The following is a 13,486-nucleotide window of genomic DNA, read 5'->3' as shown; positions in this document are numbered from 1 at the left end:
GAAATGAAAATATTGAAACCTCCCAGCTTGGGAGGTTTTTTTGTTTTGGCTACATTAAAATGCAGATTCTTAATAAACTTATAGGAAGGAAATAAACTCTGAAAAAGAGAAAATACTTTTTTACATGCGTTTTATAGCTAAAACATGAAGAAAATAATTAAAAAAATTAATAGAAAAGACCTATATAAATGGATGAAGAAAATCTAATCGTAATAAAAGTAAAATAAAATACAAACCGCTTCAAAAAGCGGTTTTTTATTTGAAGGCAATTCACTATTTTTGAATCATGATTAAAGCAAGAAATATCCATAAATCTTATGGGAATTTAGAAGTACTGAAAGGAGTTGATATCCATATCAAAATGGGCGAGGTAGTTTCTATTGTTGGAGAATCAGGAGCAGGTAAATCTACGTTACTGCAGATTTTAGGAACGCTGGATCATCCGAGTCAATCCAACAAATATGATACTGAAATTGAAATAGCAGGAGAATCATTTATTAATATGAATGATAAACAGCTTTCAAAGTTCAGAAACCAGAATATCGGTTTTGTATTTCAGTTTCATCAGCTTCTTCCTGAGTTTACAGCGCTGGAAAATGTATTGCTTCCGACAAAAATTGCCGGAGCCAATGAAAAAGAAGCACTTGAAAAAGCTTATGCTTTATTCGAAGATTTAAAAATAGAACAGAGACTACAGCATAAACCCAATCAGCTTTCAGGTGGAGAAGCGCAAAGGGTAGCTGTAGCAAGAGCTTTAATCAACTCACCGAAAATCATTTTTGCAGATGAACCTACAGGTAACCTGGATTCTAAAAATGCAGATGATCTTCACAGATTGTTTTTTGATCTTAGAGACAAATACAACCAAACCTTTGTGATTGTAACCCATAACCCGAATCTTGCAGAAATTACAGACCGCAAGCTCGTTATGAAAGACGGAATGATCATAGAATAGAAGTATACAATAGCAGATGATGAAACACCTTATTTTTCTTTTTATAATTTTAATTTCCTGTTCAAAAGCTGAATCCCAGCAGTTGAATTCACTGCATGTGCCTCAGGCAAGGATTTCGGAAATTAAAAACTATATTAAAGGGAAAGAGTATAATCAGGAATTGGCTGTTTTTATCAACTTTAAGATACCTTCCGGGAAATACCGTTATTTCATTTATAACCTGAAAAATAATACAATTGTACAACAGGCCGTTGTTTCCCATGGTTCAGGTTCAGTCATTCCACGGTCTGATGCTTTAAAATTCAGTAATATTGAAGGTTCCTATCAGTCGTCTCTGGGAAAATATGTCATTGGAGAAAGCTATGTAGGAAAGTTTGGTAAAGCTTACCGGTTAAAAGGGCTTGATTCTACGAACAGCAATGCAATGCAGAGGGCAATTGTCCTTCATTCCTACGGATGCATTCCGGATGTGGAATCTCAGACTCCGGCATGTTTAAGCTTAGGATGTCCGATGCTTTCGGTGAATGCTCTGAAAGAAACAGCAATATATGTTGATCAGTCGACTAAGCCGATGATCCTGTATGCATTTTATTAATTCATAATCTTTTTTTCATGGCTATAAAATTTCTTGCAGAAGATGACAGACCCAGAGAAAAGTTTTTGCAGAAAGGCAAAAGCTCACTTTCTGATTCTGAGCTGCTGGCTATTATTATGGGAAGTGGAAATAGAGAAGAAGATGCTCTGGAACTATCACGGAAAATTTTAGCCTCTGTTAATAACAGCTGGCATCAGTTGAGCTTACTTTCTGCTAAAGATCTGATGAAATTCAAAGGGATTGGAGTCACAAAAGCGATTTCAATTATTTCAGCTTTAGAAATCGGAAAAAGAAGAACGGTACAGGAAATTCCTGAAAAAGCAGTAATTGGTAACAGTAATGATGCTTATCTTATTCTTCAAAACCAGCTTTCTGACTTAAGAACAGAAGAGTTCTGGGCTATTTTCCTTAACAACAGCAACAAAGTGATTCATGTTTCCCAACTGACTCAGGGAGGAATAAGCCAATCTATTGTAGATGTAAGAATTCTGTACAAAACAGCACTGGATCATTTTTCAACGGGTATTATCATTGCCCACAACCACCCTTCCGGAAGTTTAAAACCAAGCCGGGAAGATATCAGTATTACACAAAAAATAAAAGAAGCAGGAAATACTTTAAGTATCCAGCTTTTAGACCATATTATTGTCACGCAGGATTCCTATTTTAGTTTCTCGGACTCAGGATTATTATGATTAGAAGATTGAAATACCATGAAATTAATTTTGTAAAATATGCTCAATGTTTAGAAAATTCCGAACAAAGAAAATATTCTGCTACAAAAGATTTTTTAGATATAACTTCTACAATGCCATGGGAAATTCTCGTTTATAAGGATTATGAGGCTGTGATGCCTGTCCCTTTTGTAAGAAAATATGGGATGAAAATTGTTCATAATCCGAAACTTTGCCAGCAGCTTGGTGTTTTTTCTGTTAAAGATAATCTTGAACTTAATGAGGCTTTTTTAGAATATCTGGAAAAAAATTACATGATCAGGGCCTATCCGTTCAATGATGTAAACCAGCTTCGAACGAAGATCAGAATCAAGAAGAATTTTTTATTATATCCCAATGCTTATGAGAAAGTACGTGCCAATTATTCTCCCAAAAGAAAAAGAAAACTTCGTTTAGATGAAGAAGTTTTAAAAGAATCAGAAGTTAAAACCATTTCTTTTAACAAAGCAAAGACTTTTATAGAAGCCCACACGATAGGGTTGAGTAAAGACGGTGATTTGTGTGAATTCATGAGGATTTTTGAGAGTTTTCATAAGTTGGATTACCTGAAGTTCACAGCTTTTTATTATCAAAACAAGATTATCAACGTAATAGCTACTTACAGAGACTGTAACATGGTGGCACTTTTGGGTAATTTTAATGATAAAGATTACGTCAAATTATCTGGAGCTTCAGTATTGATTGATACTCTTATTAAAGATAATATCGAAACTCATATTTTTGACTTTGAAGGGGGAGAGCTACCCAATATTGAAGAATTTTTCAGAGGTTTCCGCCCGGAATTAAGACCTTACGGAATTATCGAAAATTCAAAAAAGAACCTCTTTAAAAAATTAGGGTATCTTATCATGAGAGGGAAGTCATTTTTATGATGAAAAGCATTGTTTAGATTGGTTCTAATTAAGTAATATTCCGTAACTTTATAAAATCCTTAGTAAAACACTTATGTTACAACAGATTCGTCAGTACAAATTATCATATATGCTTTATAACTTGTTTAAAAAGAATAAATTAAAGCATAATATTCCATTGTATAAAAAATACGGAATCAATAAGAATTATTTTTCAAGTATTTCGAGTAAAGATTTTGCTCATCTTCCTGCAAGTGATAGAAAGGTAAATTATGCAAAACTTACAGAAACTCCCTTTTTTAAGAAGTTATCGGAAGAAAATAAAGAAAGTGTTCTTCAGTATGATGATAATGGCTATCTGATTTTGAGAAATTTCCTGACTCCGGAAACGGCAGATCAAATCAATACAGAAATTGATAAGCTGATGGAAGATGGTACACTGAAGTTTATTTACGGGGGAAAACTGATGTTTGCCATTCATCATTCAGAAATTATTAAAAACATTGGAAGTGATAAGGAATTATTAGACTTTTTATCTGTTTTACTGGACGGAAAATCTAAACTTTTCCAAAGTATCAATTTCATCAACGGAAGCCAGCAAAAAACACATTCGGATAGTATTCACATGACGACTTACCCTTTGGGAGGATTACTTGGAGTCTGGATTGCGTTGGAAGATGTGGATGAAACGAATGGTGCTCTTCATTACATTCCTAAGAGCCATAAATTACCTTATTTCCTGAATTCTGATTATGATAATGAGGGTACAGCCCTGAAAATCGGTAAGAAAAGTTACAGAGCTTATGAAACATTTCTTGAAGATAAAGTAAAAGAGCTGGGATTGAAAAAAGAAGTCTTTAAGGCAAAAAAAGGGGATCTATTGATCTGGCATGCCAATATTCTTCATGGCGGTGAGCCTCATACGGATAAGAGCAGAACTAGAAAGAGCCTTGTATATCATTTCTTTGATGAAAATAGCGTTTGTTATCATGAAGTGACCCAAAGGCCGGCATTGTTTGAATTGTAATCCTTTAAAAGCTTTTTATAAGAATAGAAGTTGATAGTTTTTTTACATTTGTATACTTATAATATCAACGTATGAAAAAAAGGGAGAATATTCTTGTTTTTATATTTTCAATCTATGTATGCATCATGTCATACTACCTATATGCCAACCATTATTACAATACTGATATGGAAGCTTATATGGGATTGATTTATAAAACGGAATATCCCGAAATGAAAATTGAAGAGATTCATCAGAAAGTATATGATGAATTACGGGAAAAGAATCCTGATTTTGCGGGATTAGGACCTGTAGATCCAATGGTGAAAGAAGTAGCGAAAGGTGAAAGTAGCTATTACAAAATATTGTCACAAAATCCTAAAGCCTATGAAGAAGAATTGCAGCTTTTTGTAGTGAAACCTTTTTATAATTTTATCAATTGGGCATTCTTTAAATTAGGTTTTAGTGCATCTGCTTCCAACTCTTTAATTTCAGCTATTTCTTACGCCCTGATTCTTATTTTGATTTTCGGTTTTTTGATAAAAATTCTGAAAAATTATAGTCTTGCTTTTATCATCACGATTTTAATTTCCCTGTTCAAACCTCTTTTGGAATCAGGCAGGCATGTCTCTGCAGATTCTTTATCATGTCTGTTGCTTCTCTTGAGCTTCTATGTATTTTTAGTAAGAAAAAATTTCTTTCTTGCGGGAATCTTTGCTATGCTGTGTATTCTTACAAGACCGGAATATTTTATTTTTTATTCTTTTCTGTATGGCATTATTTATCTTTATAGAAACAGGCTGCAGGTGAAAACAGGTCCATTATTGATATCATATGGATATCTGTTTCTTTCCTTCTTTTTAATACAGGCTTTTAATCAGGTTTCATGGTCTGCACTCTTTATGAATCAGTTTACTAAAGTTCAGATTTACCCTGTTTCACAACCCGATCCGTTTTCTTTTTCAGATTATATTCATTTTATTAAAAGTAAAATAATGCTGGAGTTCAACGCTTCGTATTTTCCGGTTCTTTTGATTTTTATAATCATTATTCTGGCTAATAATTTTTCACTTTATAATAAAAAAAGACAGGCTCAGGTCTTATTTTTTGTAATTATTTATGGAACTGTCATCATGAGATTCCTGGTTTTTCCGTCCTTGGTAAACAGGATGATGTCGGGCTTTTACCTTATAATTATATTAGCATTAGTTTATATACAAAATTCTAAAGTGGATATCTTTAAAAACTCTTTAGAAGACGGAAAATAATTAGTAATTTTGCAGTCTAAAATTATGACGAGTCTTTCAGGATATCTACCGTATGCATTTGCATTGATTATTGCAATTCCTTTTCTGGTTTTGCTCAGACAATTTGTACATTCGTACATTACTCTTAAAAACCAGGAAATCAAACTACTCACCGTGAAATCTAATTCAGAGAACAAAGCACATTCTTACGAAAGAATGACCTTGTTTCTGGACAGAATGAAGCCGTCAAACCTTATCCATAGATTTGATAGAGAATTAGCGGTTCATGAATTTATTTTCCTTACCGAAAAAACAATCAATGAAGAATTTGAATATAACTCCTCACAGCAGTTATACATCACAAAAAATTCATGGAAGAATATTGTAGACTCTAAAAATGCGATCATAGAATTGCTTCACAAAACCTATGACGGATTGAAAGGGGAGGTTCAACTGGATGAATTCAAAACGATTTTCATCATGAACTACATGGAAGGCAATGATTATATTGTGGAAACAATAGAAGACTTAAGAAAAGAAATCTTAATAATAACTTAAAAAATAACAGATAAATAATGATTCCAAATTTTAAAGCACATCCATGGCACGGAATTTCTGCAGGAGAAGATGCGCCAAATGTTGTAAACGTATTTGTGGAAATTGTTCCTTCAGATACTATTAAATATGAAGTAGATAAAGAAACAGGATACTTAAAAGTAGACAGACCACAGAAATTTTCTAACATCATCCCTGCTTTATATGGTTTTGTTCCAAGAACATACTGTGATAAGGAAGTAATGAGACTTGCTGTAGAAGCAGGAGCTACGGATGTTACAATGGGAGATCATGACCCTCTTGATATTTGTGTTTTAAGTTCTCACAACATCCATGCTGGAGGTTTATTGATGGAAGCTATTCCAATCGGAGGTTTTAAAATGATCGACGGAGGAGAAGCTGATGATAAAATCGTTGCAGTAATGATCAATGATCATGCTTTCGGACACTTCAGAGATATTTCTGAATTACCGGAAGCAGAGGTAAAAAGATTAATGCACTACTTCCTAACGTATAAAAACCTGCCGGATGAGCCTGCTAAATGTAGAATTCAGGAGGTTTATGGAGCTGAGCATGCTAGAAAAGTGATTAAAGCTTCTCAAACAGATTACGCAGATAAATTCGGAGGATAAGATTCTCTTAATGCAATACAATAAAAGAGGGTAGACAGGTTTCTGTTTACTCTTTTTTGTTGAGTAAAAGTCATTGCGAACAGAATGTGAAGCAATCTCAAACTCTGAAAAACCTTTGAATAATTTAAAGGTTTTTTTATGCATAAAATGTGTCTGAAAGCCTTATTCAGTACTGTTTCTTCATCAATTTCTACCACGATAAGTTCGGTGCCATATTTTTATCCTTTTTGATGGGAAGCATCATACTGTTAAAGTTTTTAGTGCTTTGATGGTAATTATTTATTATATTTAATTTTCTATTACCAAAAAAATATTAAACTATGGATCTATTTGTGTTAGTGCCAATTTTTGGTGTCGTCGCTTTGCTTTATACATTTCTTCAGAGCAACTGGGTAAATAAACAGAATGCAGGAAATGAAAAAATGAAAATAATCAGCGGCCATATTGCAGACGGTGCAATGGCTTTTCTAAAGGCTGAATATAAAATCTTAATGTACTTCGTGGTGGTAGTCGCCATTTTACTTGCCGTAATGGGATCAAGTAATGCCAACTCGCATTGGAGTATCGGTATTGCCTTTGCAGTAGGAGCTGTATTTTCCGCATTAGCAGGTTTTATCGGGATGAAAATTGCTACCAAAGCCAATGTCAGGACAGCTGAAGCGGCAAGAACTTCACTGTCGAAAGCGCTTAAAGTATCTTTTACAGGAGGTTCTGTTATGGGAATGGGAGTTGCCGGACTTGCTGTTTTAGGCTTAGGAGCATTATTCCTGATCATCAAACAGATTTTTGCACCCGATGCCACAGTAGATTCTCATGAAATGGAAAAGACCATTGAAATTCTCACAGGGTTTTCTCTAGGTGCAGAATCCATAGCACTTTTTGCAAGAGTAGGAGGCGGTATTTATACAAAAGCGGCAGACGTAGGTGCTGACCTTGTAGGAAAAGTAGAAGCCGGAATCCCTGAAGATGATCCCCGAAACCCTGCAACGATTGCAGATAACGTAGGAGATAACGTAGGTGATGTAGCAGGAATGGGAGCCGACCTTTTCGGGTCTTATGTTGCAACAGTTCTGGCAACCATGGTGTTAGGTAGAGAAACTATTTCCGATGATGCCTTCGGTGGTTTTGCTCCAATCCTTTTACCGATGCTGATTGCAGGAACCGGAATTATATTTTCTATGATCGGAACTTTATTTGTGAAAATTAATGATAATGAAGGCTCATCCACTTCCAGTGTACAGAATGCTTTAAACCTTGGAAACTGGGGAAGTATTGTTATTACAGCTATATCATCTTACTTTCTGGTAACTTATATCCTTCCTGACAAAATGGTCCTAAGAGGCCATGAGTTTACTAAAATGGGGGTATTTGGTGCCATCATGGTAGGATTGGTTGTAGGAACTTTAATGAGCATCATAACAGAATACTATACCGCAATGGGTAAAAGACCGGTTTCCAGTATTGTGAGACAGTCTTCTACAGGACACGCAACTAACATTATCGGAGGTTTATCCGTGGGTATGGAATCTACTTTACTTCCGATTATCGTATTGGCAGGCGGAATCTATGGATCTTATCTGTGTGCCGGGCTTTATGGTGTTGCCATTGCAGCAGCAGGAATGATGGCTACTACAGCTATGCAGCTGGCAATTGATGCCTTTGGACCTATCGCTGATAATGCCGGTGGTATTGCCGAAATGAGTGAACTTCCCAAAGAGGTGCGTGAAAAAACAGATATCCTGGATGCGGTAGGAAATACAACTGCAGCTACCGGAAAAGGATTTGCTATTGCTTCAGCAGCTTTGACGGCATTAGCATTATTTGCAGCTTTTGTTGGAATTGCAGGAATTGACGGAATTGATATTTACAGAGCAGATGTTTTGGCTGGTTTATTTATTGGTGGAATGATTCCGTTTATCTTTTCATCATTGGCAATCACTGCAGTTGGGCAGGCTGCCATGGCGATGGTGGAAGAAGTAAGAAGACAGTTCCGTGAAATTCCAGGAATTTTAGAAGGAAAGGCACAACCTGAATATGAAAAATGTGTTGCTATCTCTACAGATGCTTCCATCAGAAAAATGATGCTGCCTGGTGCTATAGCGATCATTTCCCCACTCTTAATGGGATTTATTTTCGGTCCTGAAGTATTGGGAGGATTTTTGGCTGGTGCCACGGTATGTGGTGTTTTGATGGGAATGTTCCAGAATAACGCAGGAGGTGCCTGGGATAATGCTAAAAAATCATTTGAAAAAGGGGTGGATATCAATGGACAGACTTATTACAAAGGTTCAGAGCCACATAAAGCATCTGTAACAGGAGATACGGTTGGAGATCCTTTTAAAGATACTTCCGGTCCATCCATGAATATTCTGATCAAGTTAATGTCAATTGTTTCTTTAGTTATTGCACCTACTTTAGCTGTTTTGCATAAAGATAAAATTGAAGCCAACAGAAAAGCAAAAATTGAAAGCCTTACCGGAATATCTGCTGCTGCAACGGCTGGTCATACGGATCTTACAACAGTTCCGGTTTCTCCAGGTGAAGTTCGCGGACATCTTAATGAAAGTGGCGACTTTGTGTATGAAACAGGAAATGTTCAGAAGATAAAATTGGATGGAGGAAAAACGATTGCCATAGGAGATGGAAGCCAGCTTTATCAGCTTTATAATGTGGTGAAACAGAAAGATAAATCTGCTTTAGACCCTAATAAATGGTACACCATTGAAAACCTTTATTTTGAAACAGGTTCCAGTGACCTGAAGGCAGGCTATGAACTCCAGCTGAATACTTTAGCTGAAATCTTAAATGCATATCCTGATCTGAAAATAAAATTAGGCGGATATACAGATAACAGTGGTAATGAAGATAGTAATCTTAAATTATCAAATCTGAGGGCACAAACAGCAAAACTTAAATTACTCGAGCTGGGTGTTTCTGCAGACAGAGTGGAAGCTGAAGGATATGGTTCACAGCATCCGGTATGTGAAGCCAATGACACTGATGAGTGTAAAGCAAAAAACAGAAGAATTGATGTAAGAGTTCTGGCTCTTTAAAATCATTAAAATATAATGGAAGCACTGCCTTGGCGGTGCTTTTTTTATTATATTTTGGGATAGCATGAAAATTAAAATTATATGAATAGATATCCACAATCATCTGTGGAAATCTGGGAAATCTGTGAGAAAAATCAAAGATTCCTTTTTAAATGTTCCAAAGCCTGGATAATCAGTTCATCTTTTTTAGCAAAACTAAACCTGACATAATCTGAATTCTGTCTTGAGTTGTAAAAAGCCGAAAGCGGAAGACAAGATACTTTTTTCTCAATTGTAAGCCATTTTGAAAACTCTACATCCGTCATGGTAGTAGAAATATTCCGGAAATTAACGACCTGGAAAACACTTCCTTCCGCTTGCTGTTCAACTTGCAGGGGAGTTTCCTGAATCAGCTGATTGAAAATATCTCTTTTATTCTGCATTATTTCTTTATTGATGGTCGGATCAAATACATCCAGATACTTTGCGATAGCATATTGCGCCGGAGCATTGGCACTGTAAGAAATATACTGTTGGTGGCACTGGAATTTTGCCGTTAAAGTTTCAGAAGCTAGCATGTAACTGACTTTCCATCCGGAAGTATGAAACATTTTGCCAAAAGAAAAAATACAGAACGTCTTTTCTCTGAGCCCCGGATGAATAAAAGAACTGTAATGCTTAACTTCATCATAGCAGTACGTGTCATATATTTCTTCAGAAATCAAATATATATCGCGATCCTTAATCAGTTCATACAAGTGATCCCAATCTTCCTTTTTCCATACTTTTCCGGTTGGATTTTGAGGAGAATTTACAATGACAGCTTTGGTTTTTTCAGTAATACAGTTTTTAAACAAATCCCAGTTGATCGTAAAATCACCATCAAGATCATAATAGACAGGGATTCCGCCATTCATGACAACAGCAGGTCCATAAGTATAATATGAAGGTTGGATAATAATTACTTCATCATATTGATTTAAAATTGATTTGAGGGAAGTATATAAAGCAAAGGTTGCACACGGAACAATGGTTATTTCTCTAGCTGTAACAGGAATTTTGTGAGTCCGTTTTGCATTGAAACGAATGATACTTTCGATCAGAAGGGGATTGCCGGCAAGAGGTTCATAATGGTAAGTGTCTCTTTCGGCTGCTTCTTTTAAGAATATTTTAAGTCTTTCATCAATATCAAAATCGGGAAGTCCCAGAGAAAGATCAAAGCTTCCGTGTCTGGCTGCAAGTTCGGACATTTCTGTAAAAAAGGAATAATGAGTAAATCCGTAAATTTTATCCACCTATTTTGTATTTTAATCAAATATAATAAAAAATTAATACCGTATTGAGTTTTAAATTGGAGTATCGTTAATTTTATAATGGGAAGCATATGATATTGCGATTTTGATCTGTTTTATTAGAATTCAATAAAATTTGTTATTTTTAAGAAATTTATTCTTTATGAAAAAAATACTTATTCCGTTATTTGCCATGGCTATAGTGACCAGTTGTGGGACGGCAAAAATATCTGATGGGAATTCTTCACATCCTGTTTCAACAAAACATAACAAGGCCTTTAACAATGCATACAAGGTAATTAATGCTGAGGATTTAAAGAAAAATCTGTATGTCATTGCAGCAGATGATATGGAAGGGCGAGATACAGGAAGCAAAGGGCAGAAGAAGGCGGGAGAGTATATGATTAATTATTATAAAAATCTTGGTATTTCCGGACCTAAAGCGTTAGGCTCATACTATCAGAAAGTTCCATCTGAGTTTATGAAAAAAAGAGGTGGAGGAAACCTTCCTGATTCTGAGAATATCCTGGCTTTTATTGAAGGAAGCGAAAAACCGGACGAGATTGTTGTAGTTTCTGCACATTATGATCATGTAGGAACAAAAAATGGAGTCGTGTACAACGGAGCAGACGATGACGGAAGCGGCACTGTAGCAGTAATGGAAATCGCCAAGGCATTCCAGCAGGCAAAAAAAGCAGGAAAAGGACCTAAAAGATCGATCCTGTTTCTGCACGTTACAGGAGAAGAACACGGATTGTTTGGTTCAGAATATTATTCCGAAAATCCTGTTTTCCCATTAGCCAATACCGTTGTTGATCTTAATATTGACATGATTGGACGTGATGATCCTGCCAACAGAGGGAAACAATATGTATATGTCATTGGTTCTGAAATGTTAAGCTCTCAGCTTAAAGTAATTAACGAAGCTGCAAATAAGAGAACGAATAACCTGGAACTTAATTACAAATATGATGATTTGAATGATCCGGAACAATTATATTACCGTTCAGATCACTATAATTTTGCCAAACATAATATTCCTGTCGCATTCTTTTTTGATGGGATTCATGAAGATTATCATAAGCCAACAGATGATCCTGAAAAGATTGATTATCAATTATTAGAGAAAAGAACCCAGCTTATTTTTACTACAGCATGGGATATTGCCAACAGAGAAGAAAGAATTGTGGTTGACAGAAAATAATCAAGAATTAAGAAAAACAATCACCATGAACATAGTAATCCGAGAAGCAAGACCGGAAGACATTCCACAGATTCAGGTCGTAAGAAATTCTGTGAAAGAAAACACATTATCAGATCCAGGTTTGATTACAGATAAAGACTGTGAGGAATTTCTTTTTCAAAGAGGAAAAGGATGGGTAAGTGAGGCAAAAGGTCAGATTGTAGGCTTTTCCATTGCAGATCTGAAAGAAAATAATATCTGGGCTTTATTTGTACATCCTGATTTTGAAAATCAGGGAATCGGCAGAAAGCTTCATGACATCATGCTCGACTGGTATTTTAAACAAAAGAAAGACGATCTGTGGCTTGGTACTTCACCTGGAACACGGGCTGAGAATTTCTACAGAAAATCTGGATGGAAAGAAACCGGAACCCATGGAAAAGGAGAGGTAAAATTTGAAATGACCTATGAACACTGGAAAAATAAAATAGTATGACACCGAAACTAAAATCCATCAGACCTTTTATCGGAGCAAAGAATTTTGAGATCAGCAGAAACTTTTATAAGGATCTCGGATTTGAAGAGGTTGTTCTGGAGCCCAAGTTATCACTGTTTATACGAGAGGAAATAGGCTTTTATCTTCAGGATTATTATACAAAGGATTGGGTTGATAATACCATGATCTTTATGGAAGTTGTCAATACAGATGAATTCTGGAAGGAGCTTTTATCCTTAAAGCTTACAGATACCTATGAGAATGTAAAACTTACTCCTGTAAGAACCATGGAATGGGGAAAAGAGTGTTTTTTACATGATCCTTCAGGGATTTTATGGCATTTTGGCGAGTTTTTTTAAGGGAATAAAATATGATTTACGCATTTGATACCTATTATTATGAGGATTATGCCAATACGGTGTGTATTGCATTTGAGGACTGGACGTCTGAAAAAGAAGTGGAAGTTTTTATAGAACAGACTGCTGTGAGTTCAGCATATGAAAGCGGGGCGTTTTACAAAAGAGAATTACCCTGCATTTTAAGTCTGCTCACGAAAATTACATTAAAATCAGAAGATATTATCATTGTTGACGGATATGTTACTCTTGACAATGATGGAAAAATAGGGTTGGGCGGCCACCTCTACGAAGCATTGGAAGAAAAGTGTCCTATTATTGGGATCGCCAAAAACGAATTTACAACTCCGGATTCCCAAAGGAGAAGTGTATTTCGCGGAGAAAGTAAAACACCACTTTTTGTGACAGCCAAAGGAATGAATGTAGATGAAGTTCAATTGAAAGTAGAACAAATGCATGGCACTTACAGAATGCCCACGCTGCTTAAAAAACTGGATCAGCTGAGCAGAACATAAAAATTAAAGTCTTACTTATTACAGTAAGATTTTTTTT

14 protein-coding genes are annotated in these 13,486 nt (G+C 35.6%); 13 read left to right on the top strand and 1 reads right to left on the bottom strand.

What is annotated here, in order from left to right; translation table 11 throughout:
• The first annotated feature begins 286 nt into the window (after window positions 1-286).
• The 9 genes from ACPF63_RS11255 (at window position 287) to ACPF63_RS11215 (ending at window position 9,628) form a co-directional block, all read left to right on the top strand.
• Window positions 287-955: an ABC transporter ATP-binding protein gene (locus tag ACPF63_RS11255; protein WP_047384594.1), complete on the top strand. Its 669-nt coding sequence runs from the start codon at window positions 287-289 to the stop codon at window positions 953-955.
• An 82-nt stretch (window positions 956-1,037) separates the two neighbouring features.
• A complete protein-coding gene (locus tag ACPF63_RS11250) occupies window positions 1,038-1,550 on the top strand; it encodes a murein L,D-transpeptidase catalytic domain-containing protein (protein ID WP_426483095.1) in 513 nt (170 codons plus the stop codon).
• A 17-nt stretch (window positions 1,551-1,567) separates the two neighbouring features.
• The gene (gene radC, locus ACPF63_RS11245) at window positions 1,568-2,245 is read left to right on the top strand and encodes a RadC family protein (protein ID WP_077414381.1); all 678 of its coding nucleotides are present in this window, start codon (window positions 1,568-1,570) and stop codon (window positions 2,243-2,245) included.
• Complete coding sequence (locus ACPF63_RS11240) at window positions 2,242-3,156, top strand: hypothetical protein (RefSeq protein WP_077414379.1); 915 nt, start codon at window positions 2,242-2,244, stop codon at window positions 3,154-3,156. Before radC ends, ACPF63_RS11240 begins: the two co-directional genes overlap by 4 nt.
• 73 nt (window positions 3,157-3,229) lie before the next feature.
• Window positions 3,230-4,162 carry a phytanoyl-CoA dioxygenase family protein gene (locus ACPF63_RS11235; protein ID WP_426483094.1) on the top strand — a complete coding sequence of 311 codons (933 nt, stop codon included), beginning with the start codon at window positions 3,230-3,232 and terminating at the stop codon, window positions 4,160-4,162.
• Between the two features lie 71 nt (window positions 4,163-4,233).
• Entirely contained in the window at window positions 4,234-5,409 is a 1,176-nt protein-coding gene (locus ACPF63_RS11230) for a hypothetical protein (protein ID WP_426483093.1), read from the top strand.
• A gap of 24 nt (window positions 5,410-5,433) precedes the next feature.
• Window positions 5,434-5,946 carry a hypothetical protein gene (locus tag ACPF63_RS11225; RefSeq protein ID WP_077414373.1) on the top strand — a complete coding sequence of 171 codons (513 nt, stop codon included), beginning with the start codon at window positions 5,434-5,436 and terminating at the stop codon, window positions 5,944-5,946.
• A gap of 17 nt (window positions 5,947-5,963) precedes the next feature.
• Window positions 5,964-6,575: an inorganic pyrophosphatase gene (locus ACPF63_RS11220; protein ID WP_077414371.1), complete on the top strand. Its 612-nt coding sequence runs from the start codon at window positions 5,964-5,966 to the stop codon at window positions 6,573-6,575.
• A 320-nt stretch (window positions 6,576-6,895) separates the two neighbouring features.
• Window positions 6,896-9,628: a sodium-translocating pyrophosphatase gene (locus ACPF63_RS11215; RefSeq protein ID WP_426483092.1), complete on the top strand. Its 2,733-nt coding sequence runs from the start codon at window positions 6,896-6,898 to the stop codon at window positions 9,626-9,628.
• Between the two features lie 134 nt (window positions 9,629-9,762).
• Here the strand turns inward: ACPF63_RS11215 and ACPF63_RS11210 are convergent, their stop codons facing one another.
• Window positions 9,763-10,902 carry an aminotransferase class I/II-fold pyridoxal phosphate-dependent enzyme gene (locus ACPF63_RS11210; protein WP_426483091.1) on the bottom strand — a complete coding sequence of 380 codons (1,140 nt, stop codon included), beginning with the start codon at window positions 10,900-10,902 and terminating at the stop codon, window positions 9,763-9,765.
• Window positions 10,903-11,062: 160 nt separating this feature from the next.
• Here ACPF63_RS11210 and ACPF63_RS11205 point away from each other — a divergent pair, with 160 nt between their 5' ends.
• Genes ACPF63_RS11205 through ACPF63_RS11190 form a run of 4 tightly spaced genes read left to right on the top strand, consistent with a single transcriptional unit; the run spans window position 11,063 to window position 13,449 of the window.
• The gene (locus ACPF63_RS11205; protein WP_426483090.1) at window positions 11,063-12,103 is read left to right on the top strand and encodes a M28 family metallopeptidase; all 1,041 of its coding nucleotides are present in this window, start codon (window positions 11,063-11,065) and stop codon (window positions 12,101-12,103) included.
• A 25-nt stretch (window positions 12,104-12,128) separates the two neighbouring features.
• Window positions 12,129-12,578 (top strand): GNAT family N-acetyltransferase, encoded by a 450-nt coding sequence (locus tag ACPF63_RS11200; RefSeq protein ID WP_228408670.1) that lies wholly within the window; start codon window positions 12,129-12,131, stop codon window positions 12,576-12,578.
• Window positions 12,575-12,937, top strand: coding sequence for a glyoxalase (locus tag ACPF63_RS11195; protein ID WP_426483089.1), 363 nt, complete (start codon window positions 12,575-12,577; stop codon window positions 12,935-12,937). Before ACPF63_RS11200 ends, ACPF63_RS11195 begins: the two co-directional genes overlap by 4 nt.
• Before the next feature lie 11 nt (window positions 12,938-12,948).
• Window positions 12,949-13,449, top strand: a complete 501-nt coding sequence (locus ACPF63_RS11190) for an endonuclease V (protein WP_077414361.1) — start codon at window positions 12,949-12,951, stop codon at window positions 13,447-13,449.
• The last annotated feature ends 37 nt before the right edge of the window (window positions 13,450-13,486 follow it).

This window comes from Chryseobacterium sp. R2ACT005, from assembly GCF_049949215.1.
Taxonomy (GTDB): Bacteria; Bacteroidota; Bacteroidia; order Flavobacteriales; family Weeksellaceae; genus Chryseobacterium.
The sequence above is the reverse complement of the archived record's forward strand: the minus strand, read 5'-3'. Positions and strand labels throughout refer to the sequence as shown.

Coding starts and splice junctions, on each gene's coding strand:
- ACPF63_RS11255 (WP_047384594.1), top strand. CDS start 287: ATGATTAAAGCAAGAAATATCCATAAATCTTATGGGAATTTAGAAGTA.
- radC (WP_077414381.1), top strand. CDS start 1,568: ATGGCTATAAAATTTCTTGCAGAAGATGACAGACCCAGAGAAAAGTTT.
- ACPF63_RS11240 (WP_077414379.1), top strand. CDS start 2,242: ATGATTAGAAGATTGAAATACCATGAAATTAATTTTGTAAAATATGCT.
- ACPF63_RS11235 (WP_426483094.1), top strand. CDS start 3,230: ATGTTACAACAGATTCGTCAGTACAAATTATCATATATGCTTTATAAC.
- ACPF63_RS11230 (WP_426483093.1), top strand. CDS start 4,234: ATGAAAAAAAGGGAGAATATTCTTGTTTTTATATTTTCAATCTATGTA.
- ACPF63_RS11225 (WP_077414373.1), top strand. CDS start 5,434: ATGACGAGTCTTTCAGGATATCTACCGTATGCATTTGCATTGATTATT.
- ACPF63_RS11220 (WP_077414371.1), top strand. CDS start 5,964: ATGATTCCAAATTTTAAAGCACATCCATGGCACGGAATTTCTGCAGGA.
- ACPF63_RS11215 (WP_426483092.1), top strand. CDS start 6,896: ATGGATCTATTTGTGTTAGTGCCAATTTTTGGTGTCGTCGCTTTGCTT.
- ACPF63_RS11205 (WP_426483090.1), top strand. CDS start 11,063: ATGAAAAAAATACTTATTCCGTTATTTGCCATGGCTATAGTGACCAGT.
- ACPF63_RS11200 (WP_228408670.1), top strand. CDS start 12,129: ATGAACATAGTAATCCGAGAAGCAAGACCGGAAGACATTCCACAGATT.
- ACPF63_RS11195 (WP_426483089.1), top strand. CDS start 12,575: ATGACACCGAAACTAAAATCCATCAGACCTTTTATCGGAGCAAAGAAT.
- ACPF63_RS11190 (WP_077414361.1), top strand. CDS start 12,949: ATGATTTACGCATTTGATACCTATTATTATGAGGATTATGCCAATACG.